This is a genomic window from Sphingomicrobium nitratireducens (genome assembly GCF_026157035.1).
In the GTDB taxonomy this organism is placed as follows: domain Bacteria; phylum Pseudomonadota; class Alphaproteobacteria; order Sphingomonadales; family Sphingomonadaceae; genus Sphingomicrobium; species Sphingomicrobium nitratireducens.
In genome coordinates this window covers 1,256,245-1,271,888 of the sequence record NZ_JANJZA010000001.1, presented here as the reverse complement: position 1 = coordinate 1,271,888, position 15,644 = coordinate 1,256,245, and the positions used below count along the sequence as shown (strand labels likewise).

General features: G+C 68.2%; 14 protein-coding genes. 6 read left to right on the top strand and 8 right to left on the bottom strand.

Annotation, left to right across the window (positions count from 1 at the left end):
• The first annotated feature begins 1 nt into the window (after window position 1).
• From NNY25_RS06605 to NNY25_RS06595, 3 genes are read left to right on the top strand one after another with little or no spacing between them, the layout of a single operon-like run.
• Window positions 2-589, top strand: coding sequence for an anthranilate synthase component II (locus NNY25_RS06605; protein WP_265570554.1), 588 nt, complete (start codon window positions 2-4; stop codon window positions 587-589).
• A 59-nt stretch (window positions 590-648) separates the two neighbouring features.
• Window positions 649-1,305, top strand: coding sequence for a transcriptional repressor LexA (gene lexA / locus NNY25_RS06600; RefSeq protein ID WP_265570553.1), 657 nt, complete (start codon window positions 649-651; stop codon window positions 1,303-1,305).
• Entirely contained in the window at window positions 1,305-1,787 is a 483-nt protein-coding gene (locus NNY25_RS06595; protein ID WP_338112481.1) for a VOC family protein, read from the top strand. The genes lexA and NNY25_RS06595 overlap by 1 nt, the downstream gene beginning before the upstream one ends.
• A 9-nt stretch (window positions 1,788-1,796) precedes the next feature.
• Here the strand turns inward: NNY25_RS06595 and NNY25_RS06590 are convergent, their stop codons facing one another.
• Together NNY25_RS06590 and NNY25_RS06585 are read right to left on the bottom strand one after the other, a co-directional pair.
• Window positions 1,797-2,072 (bottom strand): DUF4242 domain-containing protein, encoded by a 276-nt coding sequence (locus NNY25_RS06590; protein ID WP_265570552.1) that lies wholly within the window; start codon window positions 2,070-2,072, stop codon window positions 1,797-1,799.
• Between the two features lie 53 nt (window positions 2,073-2,125).
• The gene (locus tag NNY25_RS06585; RefSeq protein ID WP_265571500.1) at window positions 2,126-4,249 is read right to left on the bottom strand and encodes a ComEC/Rec2 family competence protein; all 2,124 of its coding nucleotides are present in this window, start codon (window positions 4,247-4,249) and stop codon (window positions 2,126-2,128) included.
• A gap of 23 nt (window positions 4,250-4,272) precedes the next feature.
• On the opposite strand from NNY25_RS06585, the gene gltX reads away from it, so the two are divergent.
• Both gltX and NNY25_RS06575 read left to right on the top strand, forming a co-directional pair.
• Window positions 4,273-5,697, top strand: coding sequence for a glutamate--tRNA ligase (gene gltX, locus NNY25_RS06580; RefSeq protein WP_420854321.1), 1,425 nt, complete (start codon window positions 4,273-4,275; stop codon window positions 5,695-5,697).
• A complete protein-coding gene (locus tag NNY25_RS06575; RefSeq protein ID WP_265570550.1) occupies window positions 5,694-6,980 on the top strand; it encodes a citrate synthase in 1,287 nt (428 codons plus the stop codon). The genes gltX and NNY25_RS06575 overlap by 4 nt, the downstream gene beginning before the upstream one ends.
• 55 nt (window positions 6,981-7,035) lie before the next feature.
• Here the strand turns inward: NNY25_RS06575 and NNY25_RS06570 are convergent, their stop codons facing one another.
• From NNY25_RS06570 to NNY25_RS06560, 3 genes are read right to left on the bottom strand one after another with little or no spacing between them, the layout of a single operon-like run.
• Window positions 7,036-8,358 (bottom strand): sensor histidine kinase, encoded by a 1,323-nt coding sequence (locus NNY25_RS06570; protein WP_265570549.1) that lies wholly within the window; start codon window positions 8,356-8,358, stop codon window positions 7,036-7,038.
• The gene (locus NNY25_RS06565; RefSeq protein WP_265570548.1) at window positions 8,355-9,341 is read right to left on the bottom strand and encodes a hypothetical protein; all 987 of its coding nucleotides are present in this window, start codon (window positions 9,339-9,341) and stop codon (window positions 8,355-8,357) included. Before NNY25_RS06565 ends, NNY25_RS06570 begins: the two co-directional genes overlap by 4 nt.
• 37 nt (window positions 9,342-9,378) lie before the next feature.
• Window positions 9,379-10,569 (bottom strand): hypothetical protein, encoded by a 1,191-nt coding sequence (locus tag NNY25_RS06560; RefSeq protein ID WP_265570547.1) that lies wholly within the window; start codon window positions 10,567-10,569, stop codon window positions 9,379-9,381.
• 105 nt (window positions 10,570-10,674) lie between these two features.
• Between NNY25_RS06560 and NNY25_RS06555 the strand changes: the two genes are divergently transcribed.
• On the top strand, window positions 10,675-12,972 hold the full coding sequence (locus NNY25_RS06555) for a coiled-coil domain-containing protein (protein WP_265570546.1): 2,298 nt from the start codon (window positions 10,675-10,677) through the stop codon (window positions 12,970-12,972).
• On the opposite strand, the gene NNY25_RS06550 is transcribed toward NNY25_RS06555, so the two are convergent.
• The 3 genes from NNY25_RS06550 to NNY25_RS06540 are packed head-to-tail and all read right to left on the bottom strand — an operon-like array spanning window position 12,969 to window position 15,636.
• Entirely contained in the window at window positions 12,969-13,229 is a 261-nt protein-coding gene (locus tag NNY25_RS06550) for a DUF1467 family protein (RefSeq protein WP_265570545.1), read from the bottom strand. The genes NNY25_RS06555 and NNY25_RS06550 overlap by 4 nt on opposite strands.
• Entirely contained in the window at window positions 13,229-14,866 is a 1,638-nt protein-coding gene (locus tag NNY25_RS06545) for a ribonuclease J (protein ID WP_265570544.1), read from the bottom strand. Before NNY25_RS06545 ends, NNY25_RS06550 begins: the two co-directional genes overlap by 1 nt.
• Entirely contained in the window at window positions 14,863-15,636 is a 774-nt protein-coding gene (locus tag NNY25_RS06540; RefSeq protein WP_265570543.1) for a type III pantothenate kinase, read from the bottom strand. Before NNY25_RS06540 ends, NNY25_RS06545 begins: the two co-directional genes overlap by 4 nt.
• Between the last annotated feature and the right edge of the window lie 8 nt (window positions 15,637-15,644).

The window sequence follows — 15,644 nt, the reverse complement described above, 5'->3', positions numbered from 1 at the left end:
GATGCGCGCGCCGGCGATCCTCGTCGTCGACAATTTCGACAGCTTCACCTTCACGCTCGTCGACTATCTGAAAAGCCTCGGCGCGCCGGTCACTACCGTGCGCGCCGACGGCCTTTCGGTCGCGGACGCATTGGCGAGCAATGCAGACGGCATCCTCGTCTCGCCCGGGCCGGGGACGCCCGGGGACGCCGGAATCAGCGTCCCGCTCGCCGCGGCCTGCGTCGCGGCCAGACGCCCCTATCTCGGCGTCTGCCTCGGCCACCAGGCGCTGGCGCTCGCCTGCGGGGGCACGGTTGCACGCGTCGCGCCCGTCCACGGCAAGATCGCCAGTGTCCGGCACGACGCGAGCGGGCTGTTGGCCGGCCTGCCCAGCCCCTTCGACGCCACCCGCTATCACTCGCTCGCCGTCACCTGCGTCGCGCCCCCGCTTCTCGCCAACGCGTGGAACGAGGAGGGGTTGGTCATGGCGATGCGCCACCAGGGCGCACCGGCCCACGGGGTCCAATTCCACCCGGAAAGCGTGGCCAGCGAGCACGGACACGCGCTTTTGCGCGCCTTTCTCGAAGAGTGCGTGCGCGAAACGACTTGACTTAGCCTCGCATTGTTACCTAAATGTTCCCCGTTCGTTCCATTGCCTAGGGGGACCCGATGCTCACCGCCAAACAGAAGGAACTTCTCGCCTTCATCCATCACCGTCTCGGAGAATCCGGCATTTCGCCGAGTTTCGACGAGATGCGCGAGGCGCTGAACCTCAAGTCCAAGTCGGGCGTCCATCGCCTGATCGGTGCGCTCGAGGAACGTGGCTTCATCCGCCGCCTCGCCAATCGCGCCCGCGCGCTCGAGGTGGTCAAGCTTCCCGAAGGGATGGACACCGCCACCGATACCCCCGCCAAGGCGATGCACGTCGCTCCTGCCCCCGCCAATGACGTGGTGGAAATCCCGCTGCACGGCCGCATCGCCGCGGGCACGCCGATCGAGGCACTGCAGGGCACCGAGGGTTTCCAGGTCCCAGCGGCCCTGCTCGGGCCCGGCGAGCATTACGCGCTCGAGGTGTCGGGCGATTCGATGATCGAGGAAGGCATACTCGATGGCGACTTCGCGCTGATCCGCAAGGTCGATACGGCGCGCGACGGCGAGATCGTGGTCGCACTGGTCGACGAGGAAGAGGCGACGCTCAAGACCTATCGCCGCGAAGGACCGACCGTGCGCCTCGACCCTGCCAACGCGTCCTACGAGCCGCAGCGCTACGAGGAAGCCCGCGTACGGATCCAGGGTCGGCTTGCCGGCATCATCCGGCGCTATTGATGAGCGGCGCGCTTCCCGTCGGCGCCGCGCTCTTGTTGGCGCTGGCCGCCTGCGCCCCGGCGGCCGACGACGAGGCGCGCGAGACGACCACACAGGAGAATGAAGTGCCCAAGGCCCGGCTCGACTATTTCGAACTTCCCGCCAAGGACGCCGAAGCGGTCGCCAAGGCGCGCGCTTTCTACGAACAGGCCTTCGCCTGGGAAATGACCGAGTTCGCGCCCTTCTACGTGGCGACGACCACCGGCGACACCGACATCGGCATCTCGGCCGCCTCCGACGAGGACAAGATCGAATTGCCGCTGCCCGTCATTCGCGTGCCCGACCTTGAAGCCGCACTCGAGGATGTCGAGGCGGCGGGCGGACGCATCACCCGCCCGATCTTCGCCTTTCCCGGCGGTCGCCGCTTCCACGCGGTCGATCCGGCCGGCAACGAGATCGCGGTCTACCAAGTCGCCGAGGAGAACGAGGTGGATGCCGGCTAGTTCTTGGGGCTAGTCTTCGGCGGTGGTCGGGTCGATCACTGCGCGCACGCGGCTGATCGAATTGGCTGGAAATCCCGCCGTTTCGGCATGCTGTCGGATCTGCGCCTCGTCGTCGGCGCGATAGACGCAGTATATCTTGTCGTCGGTGACATAGCTCTGCACCCACTGGATTCCCGGGCCCATCTCGCGCAGCACCGCGCAGCTTCCCTGGCTGGCGCTCTTCAATTCATCGGGGCCGAGCTTGCCGACCCCCGGCATGTCGCGTTCGATCACGAATTCAGGCATGGCGCGCCTCCCTCTGTCGAAGCGCGGAGCATAACACCGTTGCCCTCGCCACCCTAGCGTTGCCAGGGATGCTCTCCACCCTCGCTTCGCACGCTGCGTAGCGCGGGCACGTCGCCGATCCGGATCGAGATGCCGCCGCTTCGTTCGAGCGCGGGCCGGTCGAGCTTGAGCCAGCGCGGCGCACAGGCGTCGGGAAGCCTGCGGTCGGCCACCACGACGTCGGCGATGGCGCAGGCCGCGACGAGATCGCGCCACCGCATGAAATCACGGCTGCGAAGGGCAAGCAGGTCGAGCCGCCGCCCGTTCCGCTCGATCCGTGCCGTGCACGAGTCGCGATTGCACCGCGCGCCCGGAAAGGCGTCGAGTGCGATGGGATCGCCGTCGAAGCCTGCCGCTTCGCTCAACATGTCGCGCGTGAAGTCGCCGCTGCGCGCGCGCAACATCGCAGGCACGCCGCCTTCGATGATCGCCACGTGCCGCCCGTCTCCCGTCACCAGCAGGTCCGGGCCCTCGACGCTTGCCGTGCAGAGGAGCCCTGCAGCCATGGGGACGATGCCCCATCGCCGCACGGGGCCGCGCCACACGAACAGCCACAACCCGCCGGCAACGCACAGCGCGAACGCGACTGTCGGCATCGACGGCACCATGGCCACGGCGCCCTCTGCCCCCGAAACGGTCGTCGCAAGCCCCGCGAGCAAATCGAGCGCCTTGCCCGCGCCCCACCAGAACGGCGCTCCCGCCCCCACGAGATCGGCTGACAGCGCCAGCGCCAGCAGCGGCATCACGACAAAGGTCGTCAGCGGAATGGCGAAGAGGTTGGCGACCACGCCGTACAGCCCCGCCTTGTGGAAATGGTAGAACGCGAACGGCATCAGCGTGACCTCGACCGCGAGGCCCGTCAGCAGCAGCGCCAGCACGCCCCGGCCGAACCGCGCCGGAAGGCTTTCCTCTCGCCGTGCGATCCAGCCCGAGACGCGCGGGTTGGCATGGAGTACGATGATGGCGGTCACCGCGGCGAAGCTCAGCTGGAAGCTCGCCCCCGCGATCGCCTCGGGCCGCACCAGCATGATGAGCAGCGCACCCACCGCGACCAATCGGAGGCTGAGACTGTCGCGCCCGAGGGCCAGCCCGGCCAGCACCAGCAGCGCCGCGATGCACGCGCGCACGGTCGGCACCTGCATGCCGGTCAGCAGCGTGTAGCCGATCCCTGCCGCCGCGCCGAAGGCGGCCGAGACGAGCACGAGGTTGGTCGACAGCGCCAGTCGCGGCGATAGCGCCAGCAACTTGAGCGAGAGCAGCATCGTTGCCCCCACGACCGCGGCAATATGCAAACCCGACACGGCAAGCAGATGGGCAAGCCCCGCCCGCCTCATCGCCTCCGCGAGCCCGTCCTCAACTGCGTTTTTGTCGCCCGTGGCAAGCGCGGTCGCGATCCCGTCGCCCTGCCCGGGCAATCGCTCGCGCACATGCGCGCCGATCGCGGCGCGCACCCCGTCGATCGACTTGCCTCGAGCCGGGCGCAACACCTCGACCTCGCCGAGCGCGGTTCCGACCCCGCCGATCTGAGAAAACCACGCCTTGGCCGCGAAATCGTAACCGCCGGGCAGCGCGCGCGTCGGCGGGGGCATCAGCCGCGCCCGCACGTCGATCCGTGCGCCAGGCCCGATCCCCGGGACGACCTGCGCTTCTCGCAACGTCACCCTGAGGCGCGGCGGCAGCGCGGCACCCTCGGGCACCACCGTCAGCCTGACCTTGTTCTTGGCGACCAGCGGCTCGACACGCTCGACCTCGGCGACGAACCGCTCGACCGACACGCGCTCGATGCGCGGTGCTGCGACCCGTTCGGCGCGCCACCAGATCCATCCCATGCCGGCCGCCAGTAGCAGTCCGCCGACCAGCATCGCGCGCCCCGTGCGTCCGGGCACCGCCACACCGGCGAGCCCCAGCCCCGATCCGGCCGCGATCACCGCGCTCCACGCGTGCGCGTCGGGCAGCGCGAACCACAGCGCGATGCCCGTCCCGAACAGGACGACCGCCCATAGCGGGAGCTGGCCCCGCTCGGCCTCGAGGAATCGTTCGATCTGCCGCCCGAGCAGGCGCAGCCGGGACGTGAATTTTGTGTCGTCTCCCGGTAGCGACGCGGCAGCGTCCGTGTTAGGGGCGCTGGCCAAATCCATCACTGACCAGAACCAAGAGGAAAATGCGCGTGAGCGCAAGCGACAAGATCCCCGGCGTGGTGACGCGCTTTGCCCCCTCCCCGACGGGCTATCTCCACATTGGCGGCGCGCGCACCGCGCTGTTCAACTATCTCTTCGCGCGCCACCATGGCGGCAAGTATCTCGTGCGCATCGAGGATACCGACCGCAAGCGCTCGACCCCGCAGGCGATCGAGGCGATCCACGACGGGCTCGAATGGCTCGGCCTCCTAGGCGACGACAAGCCGACCTACCAGTTCGAGCGCGCCGCGCGCCATGTCGAGGTCGCCAATGCGCTGCTCGAGAGCGGCAACGCCTATCGCTGCTACCTGACCAGCGAGGAACTCCAAGCCCGCCGCGAGAAGGCACAGGCCGAAAAGCGGCCGTTCCGCATCAATTCGGAATGGCGCGACCGCACTCCCGGCGCGGAGCAGGATGGCCAGCCATTCGTCGTGCGCCTCAAGACGCCCAGCGAAGGCGAAACCGTCATCGAGGACGCCGTCCAGGGCCGCGTCGCGGTGAAAAACGAGGAAATCGACGACTTCATCCTGCTGCGCTCGGACGGCACGCCGACCTACATGCTCGCGGTGGTGGTTGACGATCACGACATGGGCGTCACCCACGTCATTCGCGGCGACGATCACTTGAACAACGCCTTCCGCCAGCTTCCCCTGATCCGCGCGATGGGCTGGCCCGAGCCGACCTATGCCCACGTCCCGCTGATCCACGGCGCCGACGGGGCCAAGCTGTCCAAGCGGCACGGCGCGCTCGGTGTCGATGCCTATCGCGACGAAATGGGCCTCCTGCCCGAAGCGCTGTTCAACTACCTCCTGCGCCTCGGATGGGGGCACGGCGATGCCGAGATCATCAGCCGCGAGGAAGCGACCGAATGGTTCGACCTTGCCGGCGTCGGCAAGAGCCCCGCGCGTTTCGACACCAAGAAGCTTCTGAACCTCAACGGCCACTATATCCGCGAGGCCGACGATGCGCGCCTCGTCGAGCTGGTCGCGCCAAAGCTGATGCTCGACGACGAGGCGGGCCGCGCGCTGCTCCTCAAGGCGATGCCCGAACTCAAGGCCCGCGCGCAGGACCTCAACCAGCTCGCCGAGAGCGCCCATTTTCTGTTCGTCACCCGCCCGCTCACGATGAGCGAGAAAGCCGCATCGTTGCTCGACGACGAGGCGCGCCCGTTGCTCGCGCGCGCCTATGCAGCCCTCGCGGCTGCCGAGCGTTGGGATCTCGAGAGTGTCGACGCCGCGATCCGCACGGTTGCGGAAGAGGCGGAGGTTAAGCTAGGGAAGCTCGCCCAACCGCTGCGTGCAGCGCTCACGGGCAGCAATACCTCGCCGGGCATCTTCGACGTGCTCGTCCTCCTGGGACGCGACGAAGCCCTCGCCCGCATTGCCGATCAAAGTGGAGCCAAAGAATGACCGACAAGACCGCTGAACTGAAGACCGAAGGCGGCGACTACCAGTATCCCGTCCTTCCCGGTTCGGTCGGCCCGGACGTCATCGACATCCGCAAGCTCTACGGCCAGACGGGCAAGTTCACCTACGACCCAGGCTTCACCTCGACCGCCAGCTGTCAGAGCGCGATCACCTATATCGACGGCGACAAGGGCGTGCTGCTCCACCGCGGCTACCCGATCGACCAGCTGGCCGAGCATTCGACCTTCATGGAAGTGGCCTATCTGCTGCTCCACGGCGACCTGCCGAAGAAGGATGAGCTCGAGGATTTCTCCAAGACCATCACCTACCACACGATGGTCCACGAGCAGATCGTGCACTTCTTCCGCGGGTTCCGCCGCGACGCGCACCCGATGAGCGTGATGTGCGGCGTGGTCGGCGCGCTTTCGGCCTTCTATCACGACAGCACCGACATCACCGATCCGACGCAGCGCCTGGTCGCCTCGCACCGCATGATCGCCAAGATGCCGACCATCGCGGCGATGGCTTACAAATATTCGATCGGCCAGCCCTTCCTCTACCCGCAGAACGACCTCAGCTACACGGGCAACTTCCTGCGCATGACGTTTGGCGTCCCTGCCGAGACTTATGAGGTCAACCCGGTCATCGAACGCGCGATGGATCGTATCTTCATCCTCCATGCCGACCACGAGCAGAACGCCTCGACCTCGACCGTGCGTCTTGCAGGGTCCTCGGGCGCCAACCCGTTCGCCTGCATCGCGGCGGGCATCGCCTGTCTGTGGGGCCCGGCGCATGGCGGCGCCAACGAGGCCGCATTGAACATGCTGCGCGAGATCGGAGATGCGAAGAACGTCAAGTCGTACGTCGATCGCGCCAAGGACAAGAACGATCCGTTCCGCCTGATGGGCTTCGGCCACCGCGTCTACAAGAACTACGATCCGCGCGCGAAGGTCATGCAGCAGACTGCCGAGGAAGTGCTCAAGGAACTGAACATTTCCGACCCGGTCCTCGACGTGGCGCGCGAGCTCGAGCAGATCGCGCTCAGCGACGAATATTTCATCGAGAAGAAGCTCTACCCGAACGTCGATTTCTATTCGGGTATCATCCTCAACGCGATCGGCTTCCCGACCGAGATGTTCACCGCGCTGTTCGCGCTCGCCCGCACCACCGGTTGGGTCGCGCAGTGGAACGAGATGATCTCGGATCCCGAGCAGAAGATCGGCCGCCCGCGCCAGCTCTATGTCGGCGCGACGCAGCGCGACTACGTCCCGGTGGGCGAGCGCTAGGACTTCTTACAACGACTTAGAAAAGGCACGCAGCCCGATGAGGTTGCGGGCCTTTTTATTCGACGGACGGCAACGTCAGCGTAAAGCGCGCACCTTCGCCCGCCGCGCTGTCGAGCGCGATTTCGCCGTCCATCGAGCGCGCGAGGCGGCGCGAGATAGCCAACCCCAGCCCGGCGCCGGTGCCGTCGTCCATGCCGAGCCTTTCGAACTTCTCGAAGATTCGCTGCTGGTCGGCACGCCCGATGCCCGGTCCCTGATCGGCGATGGTGACCGTCGCGCGTTTGTCCTCGGCATCGAACACGATCGCGACCGTCCCTTCGGCGGGCGAGTGGCGGATGGCGTTGCCGAGGATATTGACGAGGATCTGGACGATCGCGCGCCGTTCGCCGACCGCGTGCACCGGCTCGCCCTCCTCCTCGATTTCGATGTCGATGCGCTTGGCCTCGGCCGCTGCCGTCACGAGTCCCGCCGCCTCGCGCGCGACGTCCTGCAATTCGACCGCCTCGCGCTCGGCGACCACCTGTTCGCTCATCGAGCGGATCACCGACAGAAGATGCCGCCCGGCGGTGGCGATGTCGCCGGCATAGTCGGCGTAGTCCGAACGGATCGGCCCGTCCGAACGGTCGACGATCTGGTCGGCGGCCTTGATGATACGGTCGAGCGGCGAGCGCAGCGTGCGGTCGAGCGCTTCCTCGTCCTCGCTGGCGACATGCGCGGGCTCTCCAGCGTCGATCGCCTCGACCCGCACGCGGTAGCCGGCGAAATCGCCGTCGCGCGAAAAACGCGGCTCGCCCGACAGGAGAACCTCGCGCTTGCTCGCGCGGTGCAGCGCTTTCTGTCCATCGAAGGGCTGGCGCGTCGCCACCGCCTCGAGCAGCGCGAAACCGCCGTCCTCATCCTCCCCGAGCGCGAACAAGCGGGTCAGGCCCCTCCCTTCGTCGAGTGTGCCCAGCAGGCTGGCCGCGTTGTCATTCCCCTTTTCGAGCGCCAAGGCCGGGTCGAGATCGAGCATCGCGCCCTCGCCGCCTTGCACGCCATGCACCTCGTCGTCGGGCCACTTGCTCGTCTCCCCGCCGAAGCGCGGCGCGCTTGCGGGCCGCTCGGACCATTGTTCGATCGACAGCGCATATCCCTCGGCATCGGGCGTCACGCGCAGCCAAAGGTCAATATCGCCGTTCTCGCTCGCCACCATCGCGGGGCGGCTGACCGCGACGCCGAGCGACCGGGCGAGCCGCGCGATCTCGGCCATCTGCGGCGGCGCAAGCGGCGCGCCGATGCGCGCGCCGGCTCCCTGCTGCAACCGTTCGAGCGCGGAATCGGCCGACACCAGGCGCAGGTCGGCGTCGAGTCGGCCGGAAACAGGCAGCGTCATGCTCATGCCGACAGCCTCTCCAGCGCGGTGCGAAATTCAAGCGGGCGTTGCCGGTCGGCGCGGAGCCGTTCGAGCGCGGCACGATCTGCACCGTCGAAGCGCGCGATGGCCCGCGCCGCATCGAGCGACGGCACAAAGGCGATCCACGACGACAACAGGGCCGCCGCGCTCCCTCGGTCGAGGCCCGACAGGGCCAGCAGGTCGCCCAGTACGTCTTCGGCGGGCCGCGTCAGCGCATCGAGCGCACTCGTGGTCGCCCCGCCGGCACGCCGTGCCAGCATCGATGCCAGCAGAACCGCGTCGCCCGTGAAACTGGCCGCGATCAGCCGTTCGGGTCCCATCTGTCCTGCCGCGTCGAGCGCGCGCGCAAGCCGGTCGGCGAGCACGAACAGGCCTCGCGACTCGTCGTAGCCACCCAACATTGACTTGGCCGCTTCGAGCGCCCTGTCGTGCCCGACCCGTGCATCGACTGCCACAAGCGCCGCGGTCCGCAAAAGCAGTGCCCCCGCAGTTTCGGCATCGAGATCCTCGAGAAGGAGCCGCATCGCCGTGCGCCGCCCCTTGCCCGTCACGTAATCCATCGCCGCGGCAGCGACGCTGCCCTGCGCATCGCCGACCAGCTCGACCAGCAACCCTTCGTCGTTCGCCGTCACGGGTGCTGGTCGCAGTTCGCCGGCCTGCGCGAACAGGATCGCGGTCTCGATCAGACCGGGAATGACGACCAGCCCCGTCGCGCGCAGCCGTTCCAGCGCCTTGCTGCCTGGAAGGTCGAGCGGTTCGCCGATCACCACCGCGAACCGGTCGAGCAGGTCGGCCAGCAGCGCTTCCATCCGGCGATCGAGCGCGGCGCGCTGCCGCTCGGTCGGACGGGCCTTGGCGGGGATCACGATATCGGCGAGGATCGCGGACAGCCGGTCGCCCCCCGCGCCGCGCGCGAGGGTAGCGGCCGCATCGCGCACCGCTACGAGGGTCGGACGATCTGCGTTCATGTCGGGCCGAGAATGGCCGAAACAGGTTAATTTGGGGTCAACCTTGCGGCGGATTGCGCACCCCGTGCTGCACCCACAGCGCCGAGACGAGCGCATAGACTGCCACCACGCCAAGTCCGGTCAGCCACGCCCCGAACGCCGCGAAGGGCATCAGGAGGACAATCGCGGGCCGTCTGCGAAAGGTGAACAGGTCGAACCTGGGCGCCCCCATCGCCTTGCGCAGGCCGCGCCCGAGCTCCGCGATGGCCGCCGCGCCGCCGCCGAGCACCGCGGCGCCCCAGCCCTCCGAAAGCGCCAGCGAGCCGCCGAGCGCGAGCAATGCGAGGAGAAAGAAGGGCCAGCTCAACCATTGTTCGATCAACCCTGGCGGCAGCGGCTTCATCCGCAGCGACGCCACCCTTTGCGCGACGAGGTCGAACGGCATCGAGAACAGCAACAGCGCCAGCCCCGCCCACCACCACGACAGCCCGAACGACGCTGCACCCGCCAGTGTCAGGAGCGGCGAAACTGCACCTAGCAGCCGCGGCCGCACGCCGGTTCCAGCCAGCTTGAGCACCATCCAGTCCTCGAGTGGCGCCATCGGCCCGCGCGCCACCCAGTCCTCGCGCCGCGCCTTGGACGCCGCCATCAGCCGCCGGGAGAATTCCGCCCCGTCCGCGGCACTCGCGACGACCAGCGGCCCGCGTCCGTCGCGTTCGTCCGACGGCACCAGCGCCGCATTCTTCTGGATCGCGCGCCTGAGCAGCGTCGAGGGCAGGTCCCAGTCGCCCAGCATCGCCGCTGTCGCGCCGACCTCGCCTCCTGCGACCAGCGCCGCCCCGCCCCATCGGTTGGCAAGGTCGATCCGCTCGAATTTCTCGTGGCGCTCGTCGTCGGGCAGGCTCAGCGCGGCCGGCACGCCCGCTTCGACCAGGGCCGCAAGATCGCCGGTCTCGGGCGCGATGCCATCGGACAGAAGTAGGACCTGCGCATCTCCCTCGAAGCGCGAGGCCGCTTCTCCCGCGCCCTCGGCGAGGATGACGGGCAAGCCTTCGCTGCGCAGCCGCTCGGCCAGTTGCACGAGCGCTGCCGGCGGCTGGTCGACGACAAGCACGATCGGCGCCGCTCCCAGCGCGGCGCAGCAGCGCGCCTGGTAGTCGACGAGCGGCCGCCCGGCGAGCGGCACCAGCGCGCGCAGACGCCCGTCGTCGCATTCGTCATAGGCCCCGATCAGCGCCGCGAGCGCCATGGTCCACCCCCTTGATTCGCCATAAGGTCATGGCCGCTGCTTGGCCGCATTTCCACCCCCGAAACAGGCTTTCGCCCGCGCGCGAAGTTGGTAAACTCCACGGTCATGAGTGCACAGCCCAGGCCCGACATGCCCGCTTACGACCCCGCGACCGACGAGATGCTCCTGACCGAGCCGGCCGCGGCCCCCGAATTCGACGCCAGCGCCTGGCGCGCCACGGTGGAGGAAGAGGAGCCCGCCCGGCCCGGTGCGCGGATCCTGCTGGGCAGCACGCTATCGCTCCTCTCGCTGGGCTGGCTGGCCTATTGCGGATGGTCCGCAGGCCGCGCGCTCGCCTCCTTGCCCGTCACCTCGCCCGACGTGGCCCAATGGGTCGCGATCGCCGCGGCCCCGCTCGCCTTGTTCGCGCTCGTCTGGATCATGTTCGGCCGCACCCGCCGCCGCGAGGCCGAAGCCTTCACCCGCTCCGTCATCGCGATGAAGAGCGAGGCGCACGCGCTTGAAAGCCAGCTGGCCGCGCTCACTCAGTCGCTCGCCACCGGCCGCGACCAGTTTTCCGCGCTCGCCGGCGAGGTCGAGGCGATGGCCACCCAGCGTGCCGAAGCGCTCGCCGGGGTGACCCGTGAACTCGGAATCGGTGCCGAGACGCTGGCCGCGCAGGGCGAACGGCTCGATGCCACCACCTCTCGGGCCCGCGAGGACATGGGCGTGCTGATGAATGACCTGCCGCAGGCGGAAGAACGCGCCCGCGCTTTCGTCGCGCAGCTCGAGCAAGCGGGAAGCAGCGCCGGGAGCGAACTCGAAGCGCTCGAAGCGCGGCTCGCCGCCATCGGCCAGGCCGGCACCGAAGCGGAAACGCGCGTGCGCAGCGCGGGCGAAGCGCTTGAAGCCCAGCTCCACAATCTCACCCAGGCCGGCGACAGCGCGCACCGCAGTGTCGAGGAAACCCGCGCCGCGACTGCCGAGACGGTCGACACGCTGCTCGAACGCACTGCCGACGCGCTCGCCGACATTCGCGGCGGGATCGACATCCAGGCCGCTGCCGTCTCCGCATTGGTCGCACAGGCGCAGGCCGGCATGGCGCACAGCGGTAGCAAGGCCGCCGAACTGCTCGGCAGCAGCATCGAGGGCGCCGATCGCGCGATCGCGGCACTGTCCGAGCGCGTTGCGGCGCAGGACGAGGCCGGACGACGCATGCTCGCCGACCTCGACAGCGCGCTTGCCGGGATCGACGAACGCTATTCGCAGCTCGCCGCCGACGGCGATGCACGCGCCGCCGCGATGGCCTCCACACTTGCCGAAGTGCGCAGCGCGCTCGCCGAGACCGCCGACATGGGCCGCGATCAGTCGGGCGATCTCGACGCGCTCGCCAATCGGACGCGGGACATCCGCAACCAGGTCGACGCGTTGGCCGCCAACGTGCGCGACCAGCTCATCGTCTCCTTCAACGACGCTGAACATGGCGCCGGACGCCTGCTTGCCGCGGGTGAAGCGGCACGCCCCGTCGCCGAAGCCGTCCGCGAGGCCACCGGCGAGGCCGCCGACCGCCTCGAAGCATCGTCCGCCATGCTTGCCGAGCAGCAGGAGCGCGTCGCCGCGCTGCTTGGCGACCTCGAAGGCCGCTTGGGCTCGACCGGCAGCCACGTTTCCGTCCTGCGGGAAGCGCTCGCCGCCGCGCAGCAGGAGGCCGAAACGCTCTCCAGCCAGACCAGCCCGGCGCTGGTCGACGCCCTCGTGCGCGTCAAGGACGCCGCGGCCCATGCCTCCGAGCGTGCCCGCGAAGCGATCCGCAAGGTCATTCCCGAAACCGCCGGCGAACTCTCCGACGCTACTGCCCGGGCGCTCGAAGCGGCGCTACGCGAAGGAGTCGAAAAGCAGCTGTGCGAGGTCGACGCGCAGGCCGCGCGCGCGATCGACGCCGCCAAGGCCGCGAGCGATCGCCTCGCCGGCCAGATGCTGTCGATCGGCCAGACCGCGGCCGCGCTCGAAGCCCATCTCGAAGATGTCGCCAAGACCGATCGCGAAGGGGCCAGCGAGGACTTTGCCCGCCGCGTTGCGCAGTTGATGGAATCGATGAATTCGGCCGCAATCGACGTCGGCAAGATTCTCGCCGAGGACGTCGACGAGAAGAGCTGGAACGCCTACCTCAAGGGCGAACGCGGCGTGTTCACCCGTCGCGCGGTCAAGCTCATCTCCTCGGCCGACGCCCGAGCCATCGGCCAGCACTACGAAAGCGACCCCGAGTTCCACGACGGCGTCAACCGCTACATCCACGATTTCGAGGCAATGCTGCGCCGCGTTCTGGCGGAGCGCGACGGGTCGGTCATCGCGGTCACCTTGATGTCGAGCGACATGGGCAAGCTCTACGCCGCGCTCGCGCAGGCGGTCGACCGCAAGCTCTAGTGGTAGAAGTCGAGGTCCGACGCCTCGACCCATCCGAACGCGTAATTGGCGACAAACAATCCGGTCAGGAGCGCCGCGACGACACAAGCGCGCAGGAGGTGGCGCCTAAGGTCGAACCGGTGCGGTGCGCTGTCGGCTTGCCCGGGTACGAGTTCCTCGCCCGCTTCCTGCGACGTGCGCACACCGAACGGCAGCATCAGGAACGCGACCGCGACGAAAACCAGGAAGTAGATCGCCAGCACCGAGCCGACCTGCATCAGTCGACTCCTGCGAGCATCACTTCGACGATGGGCTTCTTGCCGGTCCAGGTCGTCGCGCAACGCCGGACGGCGAGCCGTACCTTCTCGCGCGCTTTCTCCTCCGATATCCCGGATTCCCAGGCACGCGCCGCGCTATCCGCGCAGTCGGCGATGAAGTCGTCATGATCGGCCTCGACCGGCACGCCCAGCGCGTGCACCGCGACTTCGCCCGCCAGGGCGCCATCCGCGCCAATCGGCAGCGCGACTGCGATCATGCCCTGGAAACCAAGCTTGCGGCGCTGGTTCATCGTCTGCCCGTCGGCAGGCAGGATCACGTCGCCATCGAGGATCAGCCGCCCGGTACGCACCACATCGACCCGCTCGGGATCGCCGGGCGCCAGGCGAATGACGTCGCCGTTGCGCTGCACCACCGCGTGGGGGATGCCGTGTTCGAGGCCGAGCCTGGCCTGTTCGCGCATGTGGCGCATCTCGCCATGGACCGGGACCAGCACGTCGGGCCGGATCCAGTCGTACATCTGCTTGAGTTCGGGCCGTCCGGGGTGACCCGACACGTGGACATGTGCCTGCCGCTCGGTGACCATCGTCACCCCCATGTCCGAAAGCTGGCTCATGATCCGCCCGATCGCGATCTCGTTGCCCGGGATCTGCTTGGACGAAAAGACGACCGTATCGCCCTCGGTCAACTTGAGCTGGTGCTGCCCCGCCGCGATCCGCGCCAGCGCGGCGCGCGGCTCGCCCTGCCCGCCGGTCGCGATGATCATCAGCTGGCGGCGCGGGATCGACATGGCGTCCTCGAAGCGCACCGTTTCAGGGAAATCGAGGAGGTAGCCGGTCGACTGCGCGACGCGGATGATGCGGTCGAGGCTGCGCCCCGCGACGCACAGGGTGCGCCCTGTCTCGGTCGCGATCCGGCCGAGCGTCTCGAGCCTTGCTGCGTTGGAGGCGAAGGTGGTGACCAGCACGCGCCCCTCGGCCTCCTCGACCGCTTTCAACAGCCCGTCATGCACGCCCTGCTCGCTGCCCGAAGGCTTGTCCTGGAAGACGTTCGTGCTGTCGCACACGAGCGCGCGCACACCCTCGTCGCCGATCATCTGCATCGCTTCGTCGCCGGTCGGCGTGCCGAGCACCGGCTGCTCGTCGATCTTCCAGTCGCCGGTATGGAAGATCTTGCCGTGCGGCGTGTCGATCAGCACCCCGTTGCCTTCGGGAATCGAGTGCGACAGCGCGACGAAGCGCACGTTGAAGGGCGCAAGATCGATGCCCCCGTCACGCGGGATCGTCTTGATCTTGAGCTGCCCGGTCAGGCCCTCGGCCTCGAGCTTTTCGCGGATCAGCCCGGCGGTGAACGGGGTCGCGTAGAGCGGGACCTTCAATTCGTCGGCGAGATAGGGAATCGCGCCGATATGGTCCTCGTGGCCGTGGGTCAGGACGATCCCGACCAAGTCCTTCTGCCGCTCCTCGATGAACTCAAGGTCAGGGAGCACCAAATCGACGCCCGGATACCAGGGGTCGGCGAAGGTCAGCCCCAGATCGACCATCAGCCACTTGCCGCGGCAGCCGTAGAGATTGACGTTCATGCCGATCTCGCCCGACCCGCCCAAAGCGAGGAAAAGAAGTTCGTCGCCCGGCGTCATCGCTTAGTGGCTTCCTTGTGCAGCAGCATCAGGCCGCGAATGGTTAGGTCCGGCTCGACCGCGTCGAACAGGCCTTCGGGGAACAAGGTCGCGAGGCCCCCCGTCCCGATCACCGTCACCGGACGCCCGATTTCCTTGCGCGCACGTTCGATCAGCCCCTCGATCATCGCGACATAGCCCCAATAGACCCCCACCAGCATCTGGTCCTGCGTGGTCTTGCCGATGACGCTGTCATTTTCGGGCTTCTCGATCGCGATTTTGGGCAATTGCGCGGTCTTGCCGGTGAGCGCATCGAGCGACAGGTTGATGCCCGGCGCGATCACTCCGCCCTTGTAGGCGCCGGTATAGTCGCAAATATCGAACGTGGTCGCGGTGCCGAAATCGACGACCACGATGTCGCCTTCGTGGCCCGCATGCGCTGCGAGCACGTTGAGCCCGCGATCGGCACCCAGCGTCTCGGGTTCGGGCACATCGAGCCGCATCGGCCAGGCCGCTTCCCCCTGCCCCGCGACGAGCGGTTCGACCTTGAAATAGCGGCGGGCCAGCGTCGAGAGATTGTGCAACGCGCGCGGCACCACCGTCCCGATGATGACCGCGTCGACATCGGCAAAGGCGATTTCCTCGAGTTCGAGCAACTGCTTGAGCCACACGGCATATTCGTCCGCGGTGCGTCGCGCCTCGGTCGCGATACGCCAGCGCGCGCGAATCTCGCCCTCCCCGCACAGGGCGAAGACGATGTTGGTGTTCCCGGCATCGATGGCGAGCAGCATGCGCCCGC

Excerpts from the sequence above, each read along its gene's own strand:
- NNY25_RS06605 (WP_265570554.1), top strand. The coding sequence starts at position 2 with ATGCGCGCGCCGGCGATCCTCGTCGTCGACAATTTCGACAGCTTCACC.
- lexA (WP_265570553.1), top strand. The coding sequence starts at position 649 with ATGCTCACCGCCAAACAGAAGGAACTTCTCGCCTTCATCCATCACCGT.
- NNY25_RS06595 (WP_338112481.1), top strand. The coding sequence starts at position 1,305 with ATGAGCGGCGCGCTTCCCGTCGGCGCCGCGCTCTTGTTGGCGCTGGCC.
- NNY25_RS06590 (WP_265570552.1), bottom strand. The coding sequence starts at position 2,072 with ATGCCTGAATTCGTGATCGAACGCGACATGCCGGGGGTCGGCAAGCTC.
- NNY25_RS06585 (WP_265571500.1), bottom strand. The coding sequence starts at position 4,249 with ATGGATTTGGCCAGCGCCCCTAACACGGACGCTGCCGCGTCGCTACCG.
- gltX (WP_420854321.1), top strand. The coding sequence starts at position 4,273 with ATGCGCGTGAGCGCAAGCGACAAGATCCCCGGCGTGGTGACGCGCTTT.
- NNY25_RS06575 (WP_265570550.1), top strand. The coding sequence starts at position 5,694 with ATGACCGACAAGACCGCTGAACTGAAGACCGAAGGCGGCGACTACCAG.
- NNY25_RS06570 (WP_265570549.1), bottom strand. The coding sequence starts at position 8,358 with ATGAGCATGACGCTGCCTGTTTCCGGCCGACTCGACGCCGACCTGCGC.
- NNY25_RS06565 (WP_265570548.1), bottom strand. The coding sequence starts at position 9,341 with ATGAACGCAGATCGTCCGACCCTCGTAGCGGTGCGCGATGCGGCCGCT.
- NNY25_RS06560 (WP_265570547.1), bottom strand. The coding sequence starts at position 10,569 with ATGGCGCTCGCGGCGCTGATCGGGGCCTATGACGAATGCGACGACGGG.
- NNY25_RS06555 (WP_265570546.1), top strand. The coding sequence starts at position 10,675 with ATGAGTGCACAGCCCAGGCCCGACATGCCCGCTTACGACCCCGCGACC.
- NNY25_RS06550 (WP_265570545.1), bottom strand. The coding sequence starts at position 13,229 with ATGCAGGTCGGCTCGGTGCTGGCGATCTACTTCCTGGTTTTCGTCGCG.
- NNY25_RS06545 (WP_265570544.1), bottom strand. The coding sequence starts at position 14,866 with ATGACGCCGGGCGACGAACTTCTTTTCCTCGCTTTGGGCGGGTCGGGC.
- NNY25_RS06540 (WP_265570543.1), bottom strand. The coding sequence starts at position 15,636 with ATGCTGCTCGCCATCGATGCCGGGAACACCAACATCGTCTTCGCCCTG.